General features: G+C 71.2%; 13 protein-coding genes. All 13 read right to left on the reverse strand.

The window, feature by feature from the left end; all coding sequences use genetic code 11:
- Positions 1-27: 27 nt before the first annotated feature.
- The 13 genes from ACZ4UU_RS36620 to ACZ4UU_RS36680 are packed head-to-tail and all read right to left on the reverse strand — an operon-like array spanning position 28 to position 23,100.
- Positions 28-2,259 (reverse strand): hypothetical protein, encoded by a 2,232-nt coding sequence (locus tag ACZ4UU_RS36620; RefSeq protein ID WP_471907720.1) that lies wholly within the window; start codon positions 2,257-2,259, stop codon positions 28-30.
- Positions 2,259-6,089 (reverse strand): putative baseplate assembly protein, encoded by a 3,831-nt coding sequence (locus tag ACZ4UU_RS36625; RefSeq protein WP_471907721.1) that lies wholly within the window; start codon positions 6,087-6,089, stop codon positions 2,259-2,261. Before ACZ4UU_RS36625 ends, ACZ4UU_RS36620 begins: the two co-directional genes overlap by 1 nt.
- A complete protein-coding gene (locus tag ACZ4UU_RS36630; RefSeq protein WP_471907722.1) occupies positions 6,086-9,208 on the reverse strand; it encodes a putative baseplate assembly protein in 3,123 nt (1,040 codons plus the stop codon). The genes ACZ4UU_RS36625 and ACZ4UU_RS36630 overlap by 4 nt, the downstream gene beginning before the upstream one ends.
- Positions 9,205-9,600 (reverse strand): GPW/gp25 family protein, encoded by a 396-nt coding sequence (locus ACZ4UU_RS36635; protein ID WP_471907723.1) that lies wholly within the window; start codon positions 9,598-9,600, stop codon positions 9,205-9,207. Before ACZ4UU_RS36635 ends, ACZ4UU_RS36630 begins: the two co-directional genes overlap by 4 nt.
- Entirely contained in the window at positions 9,597-9,932 is a 336-nt protein-coding gene (locus tag ACZ4UU_RS36640; protein ID WP_471907724.1) for a hypothetical protein, read from the reverse strand. Before ACZ4UU_RS36640 ends, ACZ4UU_RS36635 begins: the two co-directional genes overlap by 4 nt.
- A 23-nt stretch (positions 9,933-9,955) precedes the next feature.
- Positions 9,956-10,492 carry a phage baseplate assembly protein V gene (locus tag ACZ4UU_RS36645; RefSeq protein WP_471907725.1) on the reverse strand — a complete coding sequence of 179 codons (537 nt, stop codon included), beginning with the start codon at positions 10,490-10,492 and terminating at the stop codon, positions 9,956-9,958.
- Positions 10,493-10,550: 58 nt separating this feature from the next.
- Positions 10,551-11,690, reverse strand: coding sequence for a hypothetical protein (locus tag ACZ4UU_RS36650; RefSeq protein ID WP_383448793.1), 1,140 nt, complete (start codon positions 11,688-11,690; stop codon positions 10,551-10,553).
- A complete protein-coding gene (locus tag ACZ4UU_RS36655) occupies positions 11,683-12,066 on the reverse strand; it encodes a hypothetical protein (protein WP_471907726.1) in 384 nt (127 codons plus the stop codon). Before ACZ4UU_RS36655 ends, ACZ4UU_RS36650 begins: the two co-directional genes overlap by 8 nt.
- 11 nt (positions 12,067-12,077) lie before the next feature.
- Positions 12,078-12,818, reverse strand: a complete 741-nt coding sequence (locus tag ACZ4UU_RS36660) for a hypothetical protein (RefSeq protein WP_471907727.1) — start codon at positions 12,816-12,818, stop codon at positions 12,078-12,080.
- Positions 12,819-12,837: 19 nt separating this feature from the next.
- Complete coding sequence (locus ACZ4UU_RS36665; protein WP_471907728.1) at positions 12,838-14,064, reverse strand: hypothetical protein; 1,227 nt, start codon at positions 14,062-14,064, stop codon at positions 12,838-12,840.
- On the reverse strand, positions 14,061-20,795 hold the full coding sequence (locus ACZ4UU_RS36670; protein ID WP_471907729.1) for an eCIS core domain-containing protein: 6,735 nt from the start codon (positions 20,793-20,795) through the stop codon (positions 14,061-14,063). The genes ACZ4UU_RS36665 and ACZ4UU_RS36670 overlap by 4 nt, the downstream gene beginning before the upstream one ends.
- Positions 20,792-21,088 carry a hypothetical protein gene (locus tag ACZ4UU_RS36675; RefSeq protein ID WP_471907730.1) on the reverse strand — a complete coding sequence of 99 codons (297 nt, stop codon included), beginning with the start codon at positions 21,086-21,088 and terminating at the stop codon, positions 20,792-20,794. The genes ACZ4UU_RS36670 and ACZ4UU_RS36675 overlap by 4 nt, the downstream gene beginning before the upstream one ends.
- A complete protein-coding gene (locus ACZ4UU_RS36680) occupies positions 21,079-23,100 on the reverse strand; it encodes an ATP-binding protein (RefSeq protein ID WP_471907731.1) in 2,022 nt (673 codons plus the stop codon). Before ACZ4UU_RS36680 ends, ACZ4UU_RS36675 begins: the two co-directional genes overlap by 10 nt.
- Positions 23,101-23,107 lie beyond the last annotated feature (7 nt).

Here is a 23,107-nt window from a genome sequence, read left to right on the forward strand (position 1 = left end):
CGGGTTCGCGAAGTCGGTGGGTGCGGCTCATGTGACGAAGAAGATCCCGGCGTCCGTGCCCGCCGGCGTGTACTCCGCGAGCCGCGCCCGGAGGCCGTCCTCGCGCTGCGGCCGGTACAGGTCGTGGAAGGCGCCCATCTCGGCGCCGTCGTCGGACCCGCGCCTGATCTCCTCGGCGCACCGGTCGGCGAGCAGCCCGTACCAGGGCGTCCCGTACCGCTCGGAGGTGAACAGCGGCCGTACGCGACCGGCCTGTTCGGGTCCGGCCAGGTCGGGCTGGCAGCGGTACCGGCGCGGGGTGCGCGAGCCGGCCGGAACGTACGAGTACCGCAGGCAGCCGATACCGCGCCGGGCCACGTGCAGCCGGCCGGTGAGGACCGAGTTCTCGGCGATCTTCACGGCGTGCGTGTGGATCTCGCCGATCACGGTCGTGCGGTGCAGGTGCAGTACGGCGTGCGCGTGCCGGCAGTCCGGTGCGGACAGGGCCTCGCGGTCGTGTCCGGTGGCGTCGAGGATGCTGTCGCGCAGGTGGATGTCGAGGGGGTCCTCGCTCACCTCGTCGCCGATGACCTCGATGGTGCCGAGGATGCTGTGCTCGATCTGGAGGCACGCGGTGGTGCGCTCCAGGACGATGCTGGGCTCCTCCGGCGAGTGCGGGTCGCACTCGGGCTCCAGCGACCAGCCGGGGACGAGCGTGGAATGCCGTACGACGACCGCGCCCATGGGACCGGTGACGTTGATGCCGCGTCCGGCGACCAGCAGCCCGTCGAGAACGATGCGCGGACGCTCGTGCGGGGCGCAGTCCTCGGACACGGCACGGATGTTGAGGGCGTCGGGCCGGTTGCTGTACCAGTCGAGCAGGCGTATCACCGGCCGGGTGCCCTCGGCGGCCCGGACTTCGAGGCGGTCGCCGGGGTCGAGGTCGAAGTCCAGCTGCTCCTGGTAGGCGCCGCTGTGGGTGATCTCGATGATGCCGGCGGGGCCGGTCCGGTCGGCTCGGCGGTCGTGCTGCCAGGCCCGGTAGGCGTCCATGATCTGGCGGTACGGCTGCCCGGGGCCGACGCGGTAGACCTCGGCGTCGGGACGCGCCTCGCGGTCGAGCCGGTCGTACTCGCCGCCGCCCATGTCCGCGGCGGACGCGTAGTGGTAGTCCACCCAGACGCCCTGCCGGGGCGCCGACCGCGAGCCGAACGCGATCCGGCCGAGCTCCGGGTCGACGGCCACCTGGCCGCGCTTGGGCCGGTAGCGCCACTCGGACAGGTCGGCGACCACGATGTCGGACGGCGGTACGGGCTGGTCCTCGCCGTCGCGCCGGATGACGAGGCTCTTGCCGGGGCCGTAGTAGTCGGCGAGCCGGTCGTGGAGCTGGCGGCGGGTGACGAACGCCGGGACGTTGTCGATCGTCGCGATGTGGGTGGGCGACGGCTCCGGGAACGGCTTGGTGACCAGCGGGGTGTCATTGCCGAGGATCGAGAAGGTGTAGAGGTTGCGGGCGCGGTCGATGCAGTAGGCCGGGGACTGGGTGAGCGAATGCGCCTTCAGCCGCCAGACGAACAGCGCGACGCCCGCCGGAGTCCAACCACCCTGTCGGTGCCGGGAGTTGGCGCGGCGGACGTCGACCGTACGCGCCGTCGCTCCGAAGGGGCCGCCCGCGAGGTCGAGGGCGGAGTTGTCGCGCAGGTCGACGAGCCGGCCACGCTCGCCGATGGGGGTCCCCCCGCGCGAGCGAAGCCGACCGTGGGGGAGGACGCCCGTGTCGCCGTACAGCTTCACGGGCTGGGTGTGGGAGACCTGCCGGGACAGCTCGACGGCGCGGGCGGGCCAGCCGGTGACCTGGTCGGAGAGTTCCTCCAGGAGGTGGAGGGTGCCCTTGCGGCGGCGGTTGGCGACGGTCGCGGCCACGTCGGCGCGTGGTGCCACGGCCTCGGCGAGGGCGGCGCGGCCACCGTCGTGCAGGCCGGTCGTCAGGACCCGCTCGTAGCCGGGCAGGGTGCGGTAGCCGACCAGGTCGCCCAGGTACGGCAGCACCCAGGGCGCCGCCGTCTCCACGAACAGGTCCTCGTAGCCCTGCTGGACGCCGTCGCGGACCCGGTCGAGCTGCTCGGCGATCACCGCGAGCAGCGCGCGCAGCTGTTCGCCCTCGTCGGCGTCGCGCAGCAGGTGCCAGCGGGGCAGCAGGGCGGCGAGTCCGTCCGGCTCCCTGGACGCGGTCGCCGGGGTCGCGGTGTCGAACTGGACATCCGCCGGGTTCGCAGACATCACTTGGCCTCCGTCAGGATCAGGGTGTCCGCGGCCCTCGGCGACACCAGCGCGAGCTGGGCCGGGCGGATACCGCGGAAGACGAACACCGAACGGCCCTTGGCCAGGCGCCGGGTGTCGGTGATGTCGGGGTTGAGGCGCAGGAGTTCGGCGAGCGGCACGCCGTACCTGGCGCAGATCTCGGACAGCGTCTCGCCGTTCGCGGCACGCACCGTGTGGATCTTCTCGTCGTACGTCGCCTCGCGCGCCGGGACCGCCGCCCTGGGCGGGCCGGGGTCGCCGAGGATGCCGGTGAGTTCCTCGGGGGTGGCGGACGCGGGGACGCCGGTGAAGACGTCGACGTCCACGTAGTCCACACCGGGCACGGAATGGGCGGTGGCGAGGACGTCCGAGAGTCGGGCCGGACGTCCCAACTCCCTTCCCTCGTAGCCGAGTCGGGCGAGCAGCGCCTGACGCAGCCGGGGTTCGACGAACTCCCAGGCGTGGTCCTCGGCCACCTTCACCTTGGCCGCGACGAGCAGCAGGACCAGCTCACGCACGTCCACCCGGACGGGGAGGTTGAGGTCCCCGTACTCGGTCAGCGCGCCGCGCAGGGCCCTGAGGGTGTCCGAGTCGCCGTCGATCGGCACGTCGTCCGTGCCCGCGACCGTCACGTGCAGCACCCGGCGGCGGCCGTCGAAGAGCTCGCGGGCCGCGGCCCGTCCGATGCCGGCGCGGGAGCGGGCGAAGTCCTCGTAGTCGGACGCCGAGACCAGGCGGTCGAGCGCCGACACGGCGAGCGGGACCGTACGCCGGGTCAGACCCGGGCCGTCCGCGTCCGCGCCGCCCTTCGCCGGGCGCGGGTTGGTCACCTGGGTGACGCCGAGCGGCCGGGTGAGGGGCTGGGTGATCCGGTCGGCGGCCACGTTGGCGGCCTTGCCGGTGCCGAAGCGGTACCGGGCCCGGATGTTCTCGTGGCCGGACGGCAGCCGGGCGCCGTTGACGCCGTCGCCGAAGGTCACCGTCGTACGGCCGTGGCCGTTTGAGCCGGTGATGTAGACGCGCTCGACGGGGCCGCGTCCGGCGAGGCTGTCGACCTCGTGCCACAGGACGCCGTCGACCCGGACCTCCAGCACCGGGGTGGCGCCGAGGGGATTGTCGTCGGCGAGCCAGGTGAGCGGGGACTGCCAGAGCGCGAACGTCTGGTTCACGCGGTCGGAGTCACCACTGCCGATGGCCTCCTCGCGGCTCTCGCCGTGGGTGGCCTCGACGACGTTGCCGAGGATCCGGACCGTCTCGCGCCGGTAGCGGTGGGCGAGGTCGGCGGTCAGGGTGAGCCTGGTGTGGACGTGATCGCCGGGCAGTTGCGGGTCGACGGCCGCGTCGGCGGCGGCGACGGTGACGACCTCGGTGGCCCGCACACCCGCCGTGCCGGGGATGTCGCTGCGCTCGCCGGTGACGACGAGCGTGCGGCCGGCGCGCAGCCCGTCGTACAGCCGGTTGAGTTCGATCTCGTTGCCGTGGACGTCCTCGCCGAGCGGTTCGTCGGCCAGGCGCAGGGGTTCACCGGCCGCGTGGACGGTGGTGTCCCGGATGTGCGAGAGCAGGACGTCGAACTCGTCCAGCCACGGGTCGGCGAGGGTGAGTTCGGTACCGCGTCCGGTGATGCCGTAGTTGGTGTACGCCGCCGTACGGGCCGCGACGACCTGGGTGGTGACGAAGTCGAGCTTGTCGTCACCGGGAATGCCGCCCTGGGCGCCCTTCGCGGGGCGCTGGATCGCGACCCAACTGCCCACCGTGATGCCGGTGTGGACCGTGTCCAGCTGGAGGACACGGCGGTTGAGCGGCTCCGGCTTGCTGGCGATCACGACCTCGACGTTCGGCTCGGTGGTGCCCACCGTGTACTTGAGACTCACCTCGTACTCGCCGTGGGTGAACTGCTCGCTCGCGTTCGGCCGCAGGGCGATCTGCTCGGACGTGCCGTTGTGCACGCCGACGTGGACCAGGCCCTCGTCGTCCGGCCGGGACACGAAGAACGTTCGATCGGGCAGGCCGGGATGGAGACGGGCGGTGACGCCGGGCTCCTGGGAGTCGGTGGGGCGGCGGTTGAGCCAGTTGAGGTCGCGGTCCTGGCTGGAGCGCACCGACAGCTCGACCCGGCCAGTACCGAGCGGGAAGGTCACCGGCTGGGTGATGTTCAGATTCTCGGCGCGCTGGTCGGAGCTGCTGCCCTCGACGTACTGGAACTCGGCCCGGACCGGGGTCCTGCCCGAGGTGTCGTACACGACGCGCATGCTGGCCAGCACCGCGCCGGTGAGCGGCCAGTCGGCGGTACGGATGACCCGACCGCGGTCGTCCTGGACGGGCTTGAGCGGCGCCGTGGCACCGAAGGGGGCGGCGGTGACGCGCATGGCGAGCAGTTCGCGCAGGAGCTGGGGGGTGCCGGGGGCGGCGGCTTTGCGCCATGCCGGGTAGAGGGTGCCGAGGGAGGGGTTGAGGGCGGAGAGCAAGCGGGCGGTGTCGGTGCCGGGACGCTGGTGACCCGTGCCGCGATGGGGGGCGGGCGTGGAGGCGCGTAGAGCGGGGAGGACTACGCCGAGGGCTTCGAGAGCAGCAGTGCGCGCATCGCCCCTTCTTGGGGGCGCGGGGCTGTATCGATCTGCGGCTCCGCCGCGGGGCGCGACCAGCCCCAACGGCGCCGCAGACGAACGACCACCCGTCTCATCCGTCTGCGCCGGCGCCAACTCCAAGGCACGATCGCCCAGTTCCGCCAGCACCGCCTCCAACTGCTCGAACCAAGCGGCGACGTCAGGGTAGGGCTCTGCCAGCACCTGGGCCTCACCAAGACGCGCAACCGGCTCCGCCAGCCGAGTCGCAAGCCGCTCGGGCGTCTTGACGCCGTCCAGGTCCTCCCGCAGGGGCGCCAGCACCTGGTCCTCGAAGTCCTCGATCAGCCGACTCACGGGCCGGGGGTTCGGCACCTCGGGCGTGGGCGGCTCATCCCCCGGCTCGCCCGGGGCAACCGGCGCGGCGGTCCAACGCCGCACCTCGTCCACCAACTCCTTCAACGTCGGCGGCGCCGACTTCGGCAACGAGATCGCCGTGATCTCGTCCTCCCGATCGACCCGCGCCTTGGCGACGGGCAGCAACTTCCGCTCCCCGCCCGCCTGTTCACCGAAGACGAAGAGCAACTGATCCCCGGTCTGCAGCGAGTTCGCCGTGCCCTCGACGAACAGCTCCGAGCGACGCTCCAGATCCTCCGGCGTGACAAGAGAGGGCCGCCGCCGGCGCACCTTCAGCTCGTTCCAGTCCCAGCGAGCCGTCAGATCACGGCTGGTCTCGAAGGTGAGGGACTGCTCATCCGCGGACGCGGGCACGCTGTGGCTGCGGGCTCCGCGCGCAATGGTGACCGGCAGGGACTCCGCGCGCGGGTCCCGTTCCAGCGTGTACGCCAGATGCGTGGCGGCGGCGACGCCGGGACGCGGGCGGTGGCCGACGAGACGGCCGAGCAGGACCAGGGAGCGGTGCTCGTTGGCCGTACGGATGTAGGCCTCGTCGGCGATGCGCTCGGAGTGGAAGGTGAGCAGGTCGCCGAGGACGGCGGTGGCGTCGAGCAGACCGATCGCCGGGTCGTCCGGGGTGCGCACGGTCAGCCCGTCGAGAGCCGGATACGCGGGTGAGGCGAGGCGGTCGAGGAGGGCGGCCCGGAAGGAGCCGTACTCGCCGACGCGGTAGGCGAGGGCCGTTCGGCCGGGCGGGTTGTGCACGGGGGCCGGGGCGAGTCGCTCGTCGTGGCCGCCGCGGCAGGCACCGCCGCAGGTGCAGTCGTCGATCGTCGAGTCCGTCGTCACCGGGCACCTCCCAGGGAAATCGCCAGCCGGCCGTTCTCCGGCCGGTCCGGGTCGTTGTCGCAGGTGGCGATCTCCAGCGGGCCGAGCCGCAGCACGCCGTCCTCCCTCTCTCCTCGGTCCGGCTCGAACAGCCTTTGCAGCCGGGTGACTTGGACGCTCTCCACGCCGGGCACGGCTGCCGCGACGGCGACGAGCCGGCTGAGCCGTACCGGTTCGCCGAAGGTCAGCGCGTCCGGGTGGAAGAAGCCGAGGCGGCCGCCCGGGAGGCGGCCGTTGCCCAGGACGCGGTGCAGCTCGGCCAGGATCTGCCCGTGCTGGTGGCCCGGCTCGGCGCACACGGTCAGCGCGATGTCCAGCGGGACGAGGCGCGCGGCCCCGACCACGAGGTCGTGGCCGATGCGGCGGTACGGCTCGACGGACTGGGCGACCGAGGCCAGCAGCTCGGCCGTCGGGGCGCCGGCGCCGTACGCGTCGATCGCGACATGCGCCTCCTGGACGCTGCCGGTCCAGCGCAGCTCCGCCGCCGCCCGCTGGACGCCGGGCAGGGCGGTGGCGAGGGCCGCGTAGTCGTCGGCGGTGACGGCGCGCAGCCGGGTGCGGCGCAGGTCGAGCGGGGCCAACTGGCGTACCTGCTCAACGGGTTCGGGCGCCGTGCCGCCGACGGCCGGGAGCGGGTTGCGGACCACGCCGACGGGCGGCGGCCCGCAGTCGGCCTGGACGACGAGGTGGTTGATGGCCTCCGCGCCGACGTTCCCGGCCGTGCCGCCGCCCAGGCGGTAGCGCAGGGCGAGGCGGGACCCGGGGGTCGGCTTCGCGCCGTGCCGTCCGTCGCCGAAGCGCAGCGCGAGCCGGCCGTCGTCCTCCAGTTCGCCGACGAAGTGCCGGTCGCGGGGGCCGCTGTCGAGCAGGTCGCGGCGCGGCTCCCACACGGAGGTCTCGCCATCGCCCTCGTCGACGCGTACGGCGGGCAGGGCGTGCCGCGGGTCCTGGGTCAGCGCGTCGGTCGCGGAGCCACGCAGCACGGGCTCCTCGGGGTGCAGTCCGCTCGCGTAGGCGGGGCCCCAACTGTGCGCGATCTCCCAGGCGATGTGCCCGTCGAGCACGGTGCCCGCGCGGGCGCGTGCCGTGAGGACCTCGACGCGGCGCAGTTTGGCGTCGAGCAACTCGTCGTTGCGGTGCAGGAGTTCGCGCAGGGCGCGGACGGGGTGGCGGTGGAGTTCGATGTGCTCCAGGATCTTCAGTCCGTAGATCACGGTGAGTTCGTCGATCTCCTGCTCGGAGAGACCGTCCCGGTCGCGGGCGCTGCGCCACAGTTCGACCAGGCGCTGCCGCACGCGTCCCGGGATCGCGGCGATCCGCTCGGCCTGCCCGGCGGCGACGGTGGCCGGCTCGGGGAACGGCACCGTCTGCGCTACGGGCACGCGACCGAGGAGGGGGCGGAAGCGGGGCTGGATGCCGGGGTAGACGGACTGGGCGAGCAGCGTGCGCAGGGCCGCGGCCTGGGCGTACGCCGTTCCGGGCACGACGCGTTCGTGGCGCTGTCCGGCGCGTTCCAGGCCGAGTCCGGCGCGGTTGGTGGCCGCCTCGCCGACGATCTCGAAGAGTTCGCGGACGTCGTCGGGAGTGAGGGCCTCACCCGATTCCGCCTGCTCTGTCAGGGAGTTGATGAGCCGGGCGGGGGCGTTGCCCTCGTCGCGGTCGTGGCAGCCGAAGGCGGGAGGGTCGCAGGGGGCGACCTCGGCGGGGACCTGCGGGACGGTGAGCGTCTCGGGGAGCCCGTGCAGGGTACGGCCGTGGTCGACGAGGACGACGTTGCCGCGGGCCAGGGTGACGTCCTCGACGGGCAGGCAGTCGCGGCCGCCGCGGGTGGTGAGGCAGAGCGGGAAGCGCAGGGCGTCCTCGGCGGCCCAGGTGACCTCCAGGACCGGCTGGTCCTCGATACGGTCCACGGCCGGGGTGACGGAGGTCAGGCGGACGGCCTGGCGGTGGCTCGGGTCGGCGTCGCCGGGGGTGCCGGTGCGCGGGCCCTTGACCTCCTCCAGGACGAGCACGTCGCCGGGCTTCAGGTCGAGCCGGCGGTCCCGGCAGGTCTCCTGGTCGACCCATGCGTCGCGCAGGGTGGCGGAGGTGGCGCCCTTCGGCAGGGTGCACACCTCGCCGCCCCAGCTCCACAGCCGGATCGCGTTGTGGGCGACCCGCAGCTCCAACGGGTCGGCGGTGACGACCGGTTCGAAGACCTCCACCGAGCCGCGCTCGTCGAGGTCGCCGAGGTCGGCCTCGTCGATGACGGTGCCGGGCTCGGGGCGGTCGTGCGGGTCGAGGGTGCGGACGTCCACGGAGGCGAAGCGGAACGTGCCCGGCGCCAGGGTGTGGTCGCCCGCGGTCTCGACGGCGACGTACGCACGCGCCGCGCAACCGTCGTGCATCGCGTAGTCGATGAGCCGGACGTGCCGCCGGACGGAGACGCGGCGGCGGGCGGTGTCGAGGTAGGCCTCGGTGGCCACCGCGTCCTGCTGGTAGCTGATCTGGTCGCCGGTGTACGCGAGCAGTTCGACGAGGGTCACGCCGAGGTCGGCCGGGTTGCGTTCGACCCAGTCGGGTGTGGTGAGCGCGAGGCGGTCCAGGAGCAGCTTGCGGATGGTGTCGTAGTCGCGGGCGGTGTAGTCCACGACGGGCGCGGCGGGGAAGTCCGCGCGGTCCGGCTCGTCCTCCTCGCAGTCGAAGGGGGTCGGGCAGTCGGGCCGGAAGGCGAAGGAGGCCCGGTGGTAGCGCTGGTCGAAGCCGCGGAAGGGCTCGGTGCCGGGGCGGCCGTACGGGTCGGTCTCGACGAGGGCGAGCCGGTAGCGGGAGGTGTCGCCGGCCTTGTCGAGGGTGACGTAGAGCCGGTCGTCGAGCTCGGGGTCCTCCTCGCGCTCCACGCTGACGTCCACGGCGGTGATGCCGGTGATGCGGCGGCCGCCGTCGATACGGACGTTCTCGGGGCCGAGGCCGTGCGGGGCCTTGCCGAGGAAGGTGACGGTGAGCAGCAGGCCGTCGTCACTCACCTCGACGGCGTCGACGCCGTTCAGCTGGGCGGCGCGGACCTTGGCCCGGCGGGAGGTGGCGGTCGTGCCGGTCATGCCGTGGCCCTCCCTTCGAAGACGTCGTCGCGTCGGGCGCCGTCGGCGCGGACGACGTACGACAGGTACACGCGGACGACGTTGTCCTCGCTGACCACGTCGAGGGCCTCCACGTCGATGAGGTCGCCGAGCCAGCGCTGGAGCGAGGCCTGTACGGAGAGTTCGAGGGTGCTGATCAGCTCGGGGCTGGTCGGGGCGAAGACCAGGTCGAGGAGGCCGCAGCCGAAGTCGGGACGCATCACGCGCTCACCGGGGCTGGTGAACAGCAGTTGCTCGATGAGGTCGTGGACGTGTTCGCCGCGCCTGGCGTGCGCGGTACGGCCGCGGCGGTCCGCGCGGAAGGGGAAGGCGAGGTCGGAACGGGGCCTGGTTCCCCGGCTGGTGGGGCTCATCGGACGGTGACCTTTCGCTGCGCGGCCTGGACGACGGGCGGCCCCTGCGGCACGAAGGCCGCGCTGAAGCACTCGGCCGCGGAGGTGTCGAGCAGCACGGCCGCGCCGTCGACGGTGATACCGGAGCCGGCGGCGGTCCAGCGGACCGTCACGCACGGCGAGGGCACGCCGTTCACGGTGTGCGGGCAGCCGGTGACCACATAGCTGTGCGCGGCTGTCGCGGCGGCGGCACCCGCGAGGCGTACGCCGCCGGAGGGTGTGGTGGCGGGCGCGACGCGGCCACCGTGCGGGCAGCCGATCACGGCACCGGCGTCGAGTAGAGTCCCGGACATTGTCTTGTGTCCCCCGTCTTTCCTCATCGCTTGGAGAGCACGGTCAACTGGCCCTCGTTGATGGTCACTTCGTTGCCGCGCAGCAGGATCTCGGCGCCCGCGCCGGTCGAGATAACCACGGCCTCCCTGGTGATACGGATGTATGCGCCGCCCTGGGCCTGCAGCAGGATTCCCTGCTCGGCGCCGGGCGTGTCGTTCATGACGAGCTTGTGCGCCTGCGGCGTCTGTACGACGACGGGCTTGTTCGGCGAGTTGGCCTGGAGCTCGCGGCGCGCGTCGGGCGGAAGCTCTTCGGCGGCGCCGTACCAGCACCCGGTCCACACCGGGAAGCTGGGGTCCCCCTGCTCGAACTCCACCCACACGCCGGCCCCCGGCGCCGGCACCACGAACTGCCCCGACTCGGGTCCGGTGAACGGCAGGCAGGGCAGCGCCCACGTCGACGGCTCGTTGCCCAGGACGTCCGGGACCTCGACCGTGATCCGGCCGATGCGCAGCGGGTCGTCGTTGTCGACGACCCGGCCGCGGAACTTGCCGAGGTAGCGATTGCTGGGTGCCGCCATGGTGGGGTTGCTCCTGGTCGGTGAGTCTGTGGTTGCTGATGTGTCAGGGCCTGATGTGTCAGGGCCGGACGTAGTCGCTGCGCGCTTCCAGCCCCTCCCTGGAGAGGGTGAAGTTCTGCTGGTAGGAGCCCGGACGCAGGTTGTGGGTGACGGACTTGACGAAGTAGTCGCCGTCGTACGCCCGTCCCGAGCCGCGTACGCCGACGAGCTGGCGCGGCTGGAGGATGTAGCCGTGCCGGATGACGTCGAGGGAGCCTGAGCCGGAGACGACGTCGGCGGACACGGCGGCGCGGGCGAGGAGTTCGGCCTCGGCCTGTTCGCGCTGGTGCTTGGCGGTGCCGGAGAGCGTCCTGCGCTTCAGGGCCGGGGTGGGCCGCTTGCCGAGGGGCGGGCGCAGCGGGCTGATGGACGGCTGCGGGAGCAGGTCCGACTGACGGGTCTCGGGGTTCTGCCAACGGGCCTGCGGCTCTTCCCTGGCCGTCCCGTCGTAGGCGAACGTCAGCTGGTCGACGGTGGAGTTGGCGTCCATGTTGACGTTGAGGGCGTGCTGGCGGATGCCGAGGCGGATCTCCGGTCCCCAACGGGCGGAGGACTGACCTGGGTTGGGTCCGGGTTCGAGATAGAAGGTGTATCCGTTGGCGCGGGCGAGCTCGGTGACGTACTGGAGGTCGGTGCCGGTCTGGTAGTGCACCCGCAGGTCCTGGTGCGGGGGTTGGGCGACCTTCTCGGTGTAGACGTCGGGCCGGATGCCGTAGTCGGAGTACCGGCGCAGGATGGCGAGCGCGCGCTCGGAGGGTGGGAGGTTCGGGTACCGGGCGGTGCGCTCCTCCAGGTCCATGAGCAGCGTCAGGTCCTCGCCGGTGACGGTGAGCGTGGAGTGGCCGGGCTGGTTGCTGGCGCCGACCTCGTGGCGGACGACGAGCCCGTCGAAGAGCACGGCGGAGGTGCCGCGGACGGTGACACTGACGATGAGCCGGGTCTTGGGATCGAAGAACCCTTCCGGCAGCAACCGCCGACTGATGATGCCGTTCTTGGTGAGGTCGAAGGCGAGCTGGAAGCCGCTGCGCTCGCCCGCGGTGGCGGTGATCTGGGCGGACAGCAGGGCCTCGGTCACCTCGGCCGGGACGGGCCGGGCGAGTTTGGGCCCCATCTGGAGCGTGATGTGAACGGGGCCCTGCCCCACGGGCAGATCAAACACGCCGGTCCCCCCTGCCACCCGGGAACCCGCCGGCGAGCGGGATGTCGATGACCCGCCCGGCCTCGTCGGTCAACTCCCGTGGATCCAGTACGGGGTTGGCGTCGGCGATCTGCCACCACTGGGCGGGGTCGCCGAAGTAGCGCTGCGCGAGGAGGTCGGGGCGCTCGCCGGCGCCGACGGTGTGGGGCTGGGTGAGGTCGGGGTCCTCGGTCTGGTCGACCGGGGGCAGCAACCGCCGCTTGGTGTACCGGACTTCGGTCCCGTCGGGACGACGGTGGATCCCGATCTCGGCGTCGTGGTACCGGCTGGTGCGCGGGTAGGGGTGGGCTCCCGGTATCGCGTCCAGGGCGTTCTCGTACGGCTCGATCTCAGCCATGGTTGTCCTCCTCAGCCCCTGCCGATCACGGCGTTGGTTCCGAATCCGAATCCGCCCCCGCCTGCGAGTCCGCCACCGCCTCCACCGATGCCGCCGCCGAGCCCGAGCGAGCCGAGGCTGCCGCCGCGTGCGGCCGCGGCGAGGCGTTCCTTCTGCGCGAGGTGGGCCATGTACAGGTCCGCGCCGCGGTGGCCGGCCGGGAGGTCGCTCACGGTGAGGATCTTCATGCCGATGCTGAGCGAGGCACGGATCGGATTGAGGTTCACGTCAAAGGCGGACTCGTTGACGGACAACTCCGTGAGCCGCACGGGCATGACCCGCTTGCTCCCCCACGTGAACAGCGTCAGCGGCATCTCGATCGGACTGATCTCGATGGCCCCCTTCTGCGACAGCTTCATCGCCGCGCGGAGCTGAGCGGTCGTCGGTTGCACCAGCATTTCGAGCGTCGCGAGCTGCGGGTGGATGCCGTCGGGCGCCGCGACCTCGAACTGGTCGGTGGCGTCGATCTCGGCGGTGAACTTCCAGGTCTCCTGGGCGGGTCCCTTGAGGCGGAGAGCTTCGTTACGGTCGCCGCTCCCGGTGCCCCCGCTGCCGGAGTCACCGCTGTCGCCGGCCGACTGGGGGGCGACGCTGCGCTCCAGGGTGTCCGGGTTGAACTGGAGGACGATGAGGCGTTGGGGGGTGCCGGTGTCTGGGTTGACTACGACTATTCCGGAGCGGATGGGTTTGGGGATGTCGGCGTAGCGGGTCACGGTCTGCCTCCGCAGCTCATCAGGACTGGTATTTGGTGCTGGAGACGCAGCAGTCGTCGCACCAGAACCCGTAGAGACATCCTTCGAAGCCCAATTCGCCGAAGGGGGTCAGGTCGCCTCCGATCGAAGCGAGAAAAGGCATGTAAGTGCCGCACTCCGGGCAGCGCGGGTGCCGGTCCACGGTGATCCATTGGGGTAGACCACCCACTTGGTGCTGAGAGTTTCCAGCCATCGCTTCATCGCTGATGCCGACCTGGTTGGGGTGCTCTTCGATGACGAGCGCACGTTCCCCACCAGGAACCAGGCCCCCGCTGTCGGACGCGGGAGCAGCCGGCCCGAAGTACACATGCGTGCCTCCGTCCGGCGTGATGCGTACCGTCGTCGAGTCCGTCGCTTCGCATTCGCACGCGTACCAGAAGAACGACGCGTCGTTCTTCAGCCCGAACGGAAGTGACGCCGCAGCGAGTTCGAGTACGCGCTCGGCAGGCTCCTCACATTCGAGGCAGACCGGCACGTCCCCCTGGAACGGGCCGCCTACGACATGCGGGCCCTCGCCCTTCTCCACGATGAAAGCCATGTGTGCGGGCCGGAAGCCGGAGGGCCGTCCGGAGTCCGGCAGGGTTCCGGCCAGCTCCATCAGCTCTTCCCAGTCGGCGGGTTCGTCGACCGTGTCCCGCGCGGCCAGCAGCCGTTCCCGGGCATGGTCCGTGCGGATCAGCGCCAGAGCTTCCAACCGGGAAAGGTCATGTGTCTCCTGCCAGACACGAAGAAACGCGTCCACCAACTCGTCGGGGGCTCCCGACAGAAGGGCCCGCCGCATGTGGGGCTCCAGCCGGTCGGCGTACGGGCGCAGCCGGTCCGGTTGGAAGAGACCGATGCTGTAGACGACACTGCTCGCCGGTGACGCACTGGGCTTGGTTTCAGCCAGGTAGTCGGAGACGAAGCCGTCGAGCAACTCATCAGGAAGCCAGGGCACGAGCCACGCTGCCGCCCGCGCAAGGACGCCGGCCTGCCGCAGGCGCTCGGCGGCACGGGTCTTTTCGGTGTGCGCCCCGGGAATCAGTGCCAGATACTGGGCCACATAGTCGGCGCCGGCTTCGTCCTCGGTCTCAGCAAGATAATCTGCCGCGACGCCAGCTCCCCGATTCGGCTTCGCGCAGAGTAGTTCGAAAATTTGCTGCCGTTTGGTGATGCCATGCAGGGAATCATCACCCAGCACCGATTCAATGGTAGTGATGTCACTCATTCCGGGTCCTTCTTCGCCTTATTCCACGCATTCACAAGCATTCGATCGATCTCCGGAGAATAGTCAATCACCTTCTTGTCCGTGAGATTCTTGTAGTGCCGAATGAATGCCTCTACCTGTTTCTTGGTAGACCTGTCGGTACCCTCGATCACTTTGAGATACCACTCGAAGTCCTTACGCACCGCATCAGTGAAGTTTCGAGCGTCATCCTCGTAACGTTTACGCTCAGGCGTGGTATCCCCCTCCGCCCTCTTGTCTTTCTTCCTGTTGCTCCCCAAGTAGGTGCGCCCGAGCTTGTGCAGTTCGGTGTCTATCACCACCGTGAGCGCTTTGTCGTAGATCTCCTTGGCCTTCTCATCGAGCTTGCCACCCTTGAATATGACCAGCTTTTCCGCCTCGTAGACGGCATCCTCCTTGGCCTTCAGTATCTTCTTCTCGCCTGGAGTGAGACGCGTTACTTCTCGCTTCTCCAGGAGCTCCTTGAGCTGGTCATCGGTTTCTGCGCTCTTGGCCAGCGCATCCATTCTGGCCTTTTCTATCAGCGCCCTTCCCGACGGGATGTGATCACCCGTGATCAGACTCTTCTCCGCGTCCGAACGTTTCAGCTTGCCCCAGGCGACCGACTCTCCCTTCTGTGAGTGAGTGCGAGGGCTGAGTGGAGCGTCCTCAAGGATGCTAGTCAAAGCATCCGACAGTGATCCACGCTGTGCGTCTGTGTCCTCACGCTGATCGGGGCGATCCACGGCCGGTTCACCGGGGCCGGTCGCCTGGTCACGTAGACGGTCCGCCTCAGCTTCGCGGAGCTCCTCGGCCGCTTCACGTTCCCGTCGCTGCATCTCAGGGCTCTGCTCGGGTTGCACCCCGTTCTGGACACCGAATACATCCGCTTCCGGATTGAGGCGTGCGCGAATCGCGCCTGCCTTCCCGTTCGGCAAGGACAGATCGGTGAGCCGGTACCAGAGACGCATACCGCCCAGGGTCATTCGCATTGCGGGGCGTGGCACACCGTGCGTGAGGGGCCCGCGCAGCTTCAGTCGAATCTTGGCGACAATCTTCCGCAGCCGCTCCTCTTTCGACTCCTTCGACTCTTCTTCCTTCTTGCGCTGATCCTTCTTGTCCTGCTTCTCCTTCTCGGGGTCCTTGTCCTTCGGCCGCCCGTCCTCGTGCCTGTCGCGCTTCGGCTTCCTCCGGCCCTTGCTCTCGTGCTTGGGCCTCGGCTGCCTGCCGTCCTCGTCCTTCTTCTTCGGCTTTCCGGGCTTGTCGCCGTCCTTGCCCTTGTCCTTTGTCCTGTCCCGCCCCCGGTCCTGATCCGAGTCGGGCTTGCGATTGCCCGGTGCTTCCTTGTTCTCGGACTTCGGCTTGTCCGGTGACTTGCCGTCGGCGTCCTTGGGCTTGCCCGTGGAGTCCTTGTCGTCCTTCGGCTTGGGCGTGCCTGCGTCTTTGTCGTCTCTCGGCTTGTCCGATCCCTTGCCGTCAGAAGGCTTCGGCTTCGTGTCCGGCTCGGACTTGGGCTTGGCCGGTGGTTCGGCCTTCGGCTTCGGCTTCGGCTTGGGGGCCGGCGGAGTCGGCCTGGTGTCCGGCTTCTCGTCCTTGTCCTTCGGCTTGCCGTCCTTGTTCTTGGCCGTAGGAGTCGCAGGCGTCTTCGCGTCGGCCGGAGACTTCGGCTTTCCGGGCGAGCCGTCCTTGCTCTGCCCCGGCTTCGGCGCCGTAGCCGGCTGTGTCTTCGCGTCCGGGCCCGGCTTCTTCATCGGGTCGGGCTCGGGCTTCCTGTCGCCGCCCTTGTCGTCCGACCCGTCGGCGCCGGCGCCCTTCCCCGGCTTGTCCCCCTTGCCCTTGCCGCCCAGCTTCGCGGCGATGGCCTTGAAGCGTCGGCCGATCTTTGCGACGTACTTGCCGATGCCGCTCAGCAAGGCCTCGTAGGCGAGTTCGAGCAGCGCCACGATGCCCGCGGCGACCGCCTTCGCGAAGAGGACGCCGGCGCCGCCGCGGCGGACGGCCTTCAGCCAGTCGAGGACGGCGCCCATGGCGCGCAGGATCTCGCCGAGGGCGCCGATGGCGGTGCGGATGGCGTCGATCACTGCCATCACCCAGCCTGCGCCGGGGATCAGCTTGGCGATGACCTTCGTGATGACGATCTCGCCGATGATCAGGGGGAGTTGAGGGACGATCGCGTCCCACGTCTCCTTGACGATCTGTTCGAGGGTGATGCCGCCCTTGATCAGTTTGTCGAGGATGGCCTTCGGAACGCCGATGATCTCCTCGATCTTGGACTGGAACCAGTCCTTGACGGCCGCCTTGACCTCGCGGAACAGGTGGTTCTTCGCGCCGTCCACCGCGGAGTTCTTGGCACCGCCGAGCCAGCCGCCGGGGTCGGAGAGGAAGTCGACCGCGATGAGCATGAACTCGCCCAGGGCGCTGAGCATGCGGGAGGCGAACTGAAGGACCGCCTTCACCGCGTCCACGATCGCCTTGACGACGTCGAGGAGCGCCTTCTTCAGGACGTCCAGGATGCTGCTGAGCAGCTTGCCGATTGCGTCCAGGAGGTCACTGATCGCCTGCTTCAGCGCCTCCGCCAGACGTTGGACGAGGGCGATGGCCGCCGCGATCAGGTCGGTGATGAACTTGCGGATACGGGCGGCCAGTTCGATCACCGCCCGCACCATCGCCAGCGCGAACTCGATCAGTTCCTTGATGAAGTTCTTGATCGCCTCGACGATGTTCTTGCGGGCCTCGTTGATCCAGCGCTCGACCGTGTCCTTGAAGTTCTTGATGAAGCCGACGACCGCGTCCCGCGCCGCCCGGATGACCCGGACGATCGCGTTCTTGATCTCGATGACCTTCTGTTTGATCCAGTCGAAGGCCTTGGTGATCCAGTTGCCCGAGTCCTCGACGGCGCCGTCGCGCTGCTTCTCCGCGTCACGCTCGGCCTTTTCGCTCTCGTCCTGGATCTTCTTGTCGCTGCCCTCCTTCTCCTTCTCGACGTTGTCGTCGGTCTGCTTTTCCTTGTCCTCGACGTCCTTGCGGACCTTGTCGTGCCGGTCGGTCTTCTTGTCGCCGAGGCTCTTGAGCTCCTCGTCCTGCTCCTGGCGCCACCCCTCGCGCTGGGCGGTGACCTCGCCCATCGCCTTCTCGCGCTCGCCCGCCTGCGTCTCGGTGTTGCGCCCGATCTCGGCGTCGACCTGCTGCTTGTGCTTGGCCTGCGAGTCACGGAAGTCCCGGTCCTTTGCCTGCCGACCCTCCGACACGCCCTTCTGGCCGTCGCTGAACGCGGCCTGGACCTGCGGCCCCTGCTCGTGCTCGGCCACCTCCGAAGCCGCTTCCGGCGGCACGGCCCCCGTGGCCCCGCCGCCGTCGACCGCCACGCCCTCGCCACCCTGCGCGCCCGGCACCTGTGCGCGCATCTCCTCCTTGGGGGCGTCGGGGTAGACCTGGTCCTCGCCCATCGCCCGGCCGGAGTCGTCGCGGGCCGTGGCCACCGTCTCCTGGCCCTTGGCGTCGACATGGCCGTCCTGTTGACCGGCGCTGTCCTCCGCCGAGCCCTTCAGCTCCACGCCCGGCGCGTTGCCCGCCTGGGCCTGCTTGAGCGCCTCGTCCTTCGTGGGCAGGCCGGCGAACTTGGCGGCCAGCTCTTGCGGATCCACCTCGAAGCCGAGCCAGCTCGCGACTTTGCCGATGCCGAAGCCGAGCGCCATCTTGAAGGTGTCCCAGCCGCTGGGCTCCTCGGCCTTCTCCGCCTCGATCTGGCCCTCGGGCTCCTTGGCGCCCTCGACCTCGGCGTTCTCCTGCTCGGGAGCCTCGGCCTCCTGAGGCTTGTCCTGCGAGTACTCGGCCGGCGCGTCCGACTTGGGCTTGCCCTGCAACGTCTGCGGCGCACCCGCCGGGCGCTGCATCGAGGGGGGCGCGGACGCCAGCGTCTTGTGCTCGTCGCCCACCGTGCGGTCCACCGCGCCGCCGACGCCGCCCATCGCCTGAAGTGCCTTGTGCGGCTTGAGCTTCGAGGCCGTCGCCAGGCCGGCCTCCGGAGAGACGCCGGAGAGGTTCGGCACCGGCGCGGAGTCCTTCTTGCCCTTGCCAGGGGCCGGGGCGCCCCCACCTCCACCACCGGCACCTCCTCCGCCGGCGCCTCCCCCGCCGCCACCACCGCGCGCAGCCTTCGGCGCCGGTGCGCTCTCCCGCTCGGCCTTCGGCTCCGGGGCAGCCTTCGCGGCAGGCGCGGGCGCGGATGCCGAGGGGGATGCGGATGCGGACTTCGCGGGCGCCGCCGACCTCTCCGTACGAGCAGACGCTTCCGTACGGCCCTCCTGCGCCGCCATCGGCGCCGGCGCCTCACCGGCCGACCCGGCACCGGACGCCTCCGAAGTCCCTGAGGTCCCCGAAGCCCCCGAGGCCCCCGAAGCCCCGGACGTACCGGACGAGTTCGCCGTACCGGCACCGCCCGTCCCGTCCGACGCGCCGGGCGCCGTAGAACCGCCCCCGCCTACGGACGACACGTCCTGTTCGGCCCCGGCGCCCGCCTGATCGCCCTGCGCACCGGCCCCGGCCGAGCCACCGCCGTCGGCCTCCTTCGCACCGGCGTCGCTCTGCGCCGACTGCCCGGCCTTCGCCTGCTGGGACTCCTTCTCCGGCGCGGTGGCTCCCTTGTCGCCCGCCGCGTCCGTGCCCTTCTCCTCCTTGGCGGCCGACTCCTTGGCCTCGGTGCCGCCCTCAGACTTTCCGTCCTGCTTGCCCGGGGCCTCCTGCACGGTGGTCTGGGCGGCCACCGGACCGGCCTTGGGGTCGTCACCGCTCTTGGGGTCACGGGTCCCCGGCGCCGGACGCGCGGCCTGGTCCAGTGCCGGACCGCCCGGGCCGGTGATGCTGTCCGGGGTGCCCTCGGTCTCCGGCGCCGACGACTCGGACTCCTCGACGGACTCGGCCGGTTCCTCCTCGGGTTCCGCCGCCTCGTCCTCGGCGTCCTCGGCCTCACGCTCGGCCTGGACCTGTTCGGCCCTCGTCGTCGGCGGGGCCGGGAAGGAAGGTGCCGTCTGGGCGGTCGCGGGCGCGGACGGGTCCAGCTTGTCGGCGGTCGGTACGGCGGACACGTCGAGGTCCTGCTGCGGAACGAAGTCGTCCGGCTGGAGCTTGACGTCCCAGGCGCTCGGCTCCTCGCCCCCGACCTCGACCTCCGACTCACTGCCGGAGCCGAACGGGTCCTCGTCGCTCTCCTCGTCACGCCCGTCGAGGTCCTGGTTGCGCTTGCCGTCGAGCGTGCTGAGCTTGCCGGGGAGCTGGGTGTCCTTGGCAGACGCCGTCGGCGAACCGGTCGGCTTCTGCTGCCCCCGCTTGTCCTGCTGCTTCAGCTGGCGTCCGGCCACGGCAGCCTCGGCGGCGCCCGGGCGGTTCTTCGCCGCGGACTCCTCTTTGCTCGCGGCGGCAGCGTCCTCGCGCTCGGTCTGCTCCTGGCCGCCCTTGTCCTTCTCCTTGCCGCCCTTGCCGGCCGCGTCCCCTGACTTTCCCTCGGAGCCCCCGGACTCCTTGCCCGACGCCGAGTCGGCGAACTCCTTCCCGCCCTGCTGCGCAGCGCCGCCCGAACCCGCCGAGGAGGACGAGGACTGCTCCTCGCGGGGCGCGGCCGCGCCCCCACCGGCTGCCGGGGCCCGGGCAGCGGTCCCGGCTCCCTGCCGGGCCGGCGCTTCCTGATCCCGCGCCCCGCCGGGTGCGCCCCCGCCTTGCGGAGTACTCCCCTGCTCCCGCGTCCCACCGTTCTGCGGAGTGCTGCCGACGGCGCCTTCCTCGACGTCCCGGTCCTTCTCCGGCCCTGGCGCGATACGGGGCCGTTCCTCCTCCGCCCGGCGCTCCTCAGCGGAGCGCACCGCGTTCTCGCGCTCGGTCCGCACCTCCTCGGCCGTGTCCGGCTCGATCTCGGGAGCGTCGTGCGCGTCCCGCTCCAGACCGTCCTCGGCGTAGTCGTCGTACGCCTCGATCTCGTCGACGAGGTCGAGCACCCGGTCGTGCTCCGAGCCCAGCAGCCGGCTCTCCAGGCGCACGAGGACGCCGTCGAGCAACTCCTCGGGCAGTCGCGCGAGTTGCTTGCGGGTTCGCTGGGAGAGGTCCTCGGGGTCGCCGCGCAGGGAACGTACGAGGGAGTTGGTGAGACGGTCGACGAGGGTGGCGGGGTCGATGGCCTCGGCGCGGTTGCGGTCGGCGTCGACGGTGGCGTAGCGCAGCCAGCCGGGCGTGGCCTGGTCCTCCGCCACGTCGGCCGTGGACTCCTCCAGACCGGCCGCCGAGGGACGTACGAGATCCTGGGCGGCCGCCTCAGCCTCCCGCTCGATCGCCTGCTGCGGCACGCTGACCGCACCCAGCTCCCGTCCCGCACGCAGCGTGCCGAGGCCGTGCGGGTTCTGGACGGTGTGCAGGAGCTCGTGGGCGAGGAGGCGGCGGCCCTCGTCGGTGCCCGGTTTGAAGGTGCCCTCGCGGAAGAAGATGTCCTGGCCGACGGCGACCGCGTCCGCGCCGAGGAGTTCCGTCAGCCGGCCGGCGTCGCGGTCGGTGTGCAGGCGTACGCGGCTGAGGTCGTGGCCGAGTCGTTCCTCCAACTCCCGCCGTACGCCCGGGTCGAGCGGCTGCCCGGCACCACTGACGATCTCCTTGGGCTCGGGCGTACGAGAGTTGGCGGCACGCTCCTTGCGCTTGCGGCGGCGTTGTTCGGCGGCCTGCTCGGAGCGGGCGTCCTGGGCCTGGGAGCTCATCGCGTCACCTCCCCGTGGCCACTGAGCCCTTCGTGCACCGCGCGGGCCAGCTCCTGGCCGAGGCGTCGGGCGGACAGGCCGGCGGGCAGGGGCGGCAGGCCGGACAGCGCGTCGAGGGTCAGGGCGCCGTCGGCGGCGAGCGGGACACCGTGGGCCTGGACCAGGCGGGTCAGCTCACGTTCGAAGGCGTCCGTCACCCGTTCCGGGTCCACGGCGAAGCCGTTCAGGGCGAGTTCGCCGATCTCCACCCTGATCTCACGCGGCTCGTCGTGCGGCGACGCGTTCACACCCATCCCCGCACCTCCCCCGGCGTCAGGGAGCGCTCCAGCTTCTGGTACTCGGTGCGCGCCGCGGCGAGCATGTGCCGCATCTGGAGCCGGTCACCCTCCTCGGCCGCGAGGAAGGCCCCGGACAGCGCGATGTTGCGGATCGAGCCGCCCGCGACGGTGAGTTGGGCGAGCAGGCCGGGGTCGATGTCCTTTACCGGGGCCTTCGACGGCAGCACCCGGCGCCAGATCTCGGCGCGCTCGTGCTCGGCCGGGAAGGGGAAGTCGACGACGAAGCGGATACGGCGCAGGAACGCGGTGTCGAGAGCCTTCTTCATGTTGGTGGTGAGGATGGCGAGGCCGCGGTAGGCCTCCATCCGCATCAGCAGGTAGCTGACCTCCAGGTTGGCGTAGCGGTCGTGGCTGTCCTTGACCTCGCTGCGCTTGCCGAACAGGGCGTCTGCCTCGTCGAACAGCAGCAGCGCGCCGCCGCGTTCGGCGGCGTCGAAGACACGGCGCAGGTTCTTCTCGGTCTCGCCGATGTACTTGCTGACGACCTGGGAGAGGTCGACGATGAACAGGTCGAGGCCGAGCTCCTTCGCCATGACCTCGGCGGCCAGCGTCTTTCCGGTGCCGGAGCCGCCCGCGAACAGTGCCGTGACGCCGAGGCCGCGCCGCAACGTGCCGGCGAAGCCCCATTCCTGATGGACCGTCGGCCGCTGCCGCACATGGGCAACGATCTCGCGCAGCACGCCGGTCTGCCGGTCGTGCAGGACCAGGTCGCCCCAGCCCGCCTCCGGTTCGATACGGCGGCCCAGCTCGTCCATGCCGATGCGGGCCTCCTCCAGGCCGGCCCGCCAGGCGAGTTCGGCGGCGTCGAGGGTGTCCTCGTAGGGGAGTCGGCGGCGTACGGTCGCGGCGGCGGACCGGATGACGTGCGGGGGCAGCTGGAACTGGGCTACCAGGGACCGGAGTTCGACGTCGTCGAGGTCGGCGATCGGATGCATCGCCCGGCCCCACAGCTCGACCTGCTCGTCCTCGTCGAGGCGCGGGACCGCCACCCGGGCTCCGTGCGGCCGGTCCGAGCGCAGCGGGTCCTCGCTCGACACGACGACCGGTACGGCCGCCCCCGCGAGAAACGCCTCGGTCGCCGCCCGCTGGTCGCGGTCCAGGTCGCCCACCTCGACGAGCAGTGCGGCCGGCAGGAGGATCGCCTCGCGCTGCCAGAGCCGGGCGAGCCGGTCACGTTCGGCGGGGTCGGCCGGGATGTCCTCGGCGCCCAGCGCGTACAGCCCGAGCCCGGACCGGGCGGCGGCCGCTGCGGCGATGTCGGCACGGCTGCGCAGGTCACCGCCGGTCACCTCGACGAGCAGCGGCGCGTCGGGGCTCGCGCCCGTCGTCCAGCCCTCGGCGACGCGGCTCGCGGCCAGGTCGTACGACGGCGGCAGCTGCTCCGGCACCGACGTGCGGCGCAGGCGGCCGTGCAGACGGGCGTCGAGGTAGGGCGAGCCGAGCAGGAAGTGCAGGATCCGCTCGTCCAGGCGCAGGCGCGAGGTCGTCAGCCGGGACTCGTCGTCCAGTTCGACGATCCGCCAGCGCCGCAGCGGCGCGACGGGTGTGAGGGCGCTCCAGTGGGGTTCGGCCAGGGCGGCCAGGGCGAGCGAGAAGGTCGGGTACGCACGCTGGGGGTCCCCGCAGGCCGCGGCACAGCGGGCGGCGGTCGTGGGGTCCAGTTCGTCGGCGGCGGCGAGGAGGATCAGGTCGCGTTCGAAGGGGGTCAGGCCGAAGCAGGTGACGAGGGCGTCGAGGGGTGCGGTGCCCGGGGCGGCCAGGGGTGCCGGGCTCGCGGAGCCCGCGGCGGTCGGGGCGTCGACCTCGGGGTCGGGTGCCGGACCGGAGCCGGTGGCGTGGGCGTCGACGCGGGCCAGGACACGCCTGATCTCGGCGGTCAGCGTCGCGCCGGCGCCGCGTCCGCCCGCCGTGCCCGAAGTACCCGTCGCACCCGAAGTCCCGGCCGTGCCCGGCTCGTTCGTCCCCATGTCCTCA

This window comes from Streptomyces sp. NPDC028907, assembly GCF_055564995.1.

What these genes read in the sequence shown, in the direction of transcription:
- ACZ4UU_RS36665 (WP_471907728.1), bottom strand. Translation starts at nt 14,064, where the DNA reads ATGAGTGACATCACTACCATTGAATCGGTGCTGGGTGATGATTCCCTG.
- ACZ4UU_RS36675 (WP_471907730.1), bottom strand. Translation starts at nt 21,088, where the DNA reads ATGGGTGTGAACGCGTCGCCGCACGACGAGCCGCGTGAGATCAGGGTG.
- ACZ4UU_RS36620 (WP_471907720.1), bottom strand. Translation starts at nt 2,259, where the DNA reads ATGTCTGCGAACCCGGCGGATGTCCAGTTCGACACCGCGACCCCGGCG.
- ACZ4UU_RS36680 (WP_471907731.1), bottom strand. Translation starts at nt 23,100, where the DNA reads ATGGGGACGAACGAGCCGGGCACGGCCGGGACTTCGGGTGCGACGGGT.
- ACZ4UU_RS36655 (WP_471907726.1), bottom strand. Translation starts at nt 12,066, where the DNA reads ATGGCTGAGATCGAGCCGTACGAGAACGCCCTGGACGCGATACCGGGA.
- ACZ4UU_RS36645 (WP_471907725.1), bottom strand. Translation starts at nt 10,492, where the DNA reads ATGGCGGCACCCAGCAATCGCTACCTCGGCAAGTTCCGCGGCCGGGTC.
- ACZ4UU_RS36635 (WP_471907723.1), bottom strand. Translation starts at nt 9,600, where the DNA reads ATGAGCCCCACCAGCCGGGGAACCAGGCCCCGTTCCGACCTCGCCTTC.
- ACZ4UU_RS36640 (WP_471907724.1), bottom strand. Translation starts at nt 9,932, where the DNA reads ATGTCCGGGACTCTACTCGACGCCGGTGCCGTGATCGGCTGCCCGCAC.
- ACZ4UU_RS36630 (WP_471907722.1), bottom strand. Translation starts at nt 9,208, where the DNA reads ATGACCGGCACGACCGCCACCTCCCGCCGGGCCAAGGTCCGCGCCGCC.
- ACZ4UU_RS36670 (WP_471907729.1), bottom strand. Translation starts at nt 20,795, where the DNA reads ATGAGCTCCCAGGCCCAGGACGCCCGCTCCGAGCAGGCCGCCGAACAA.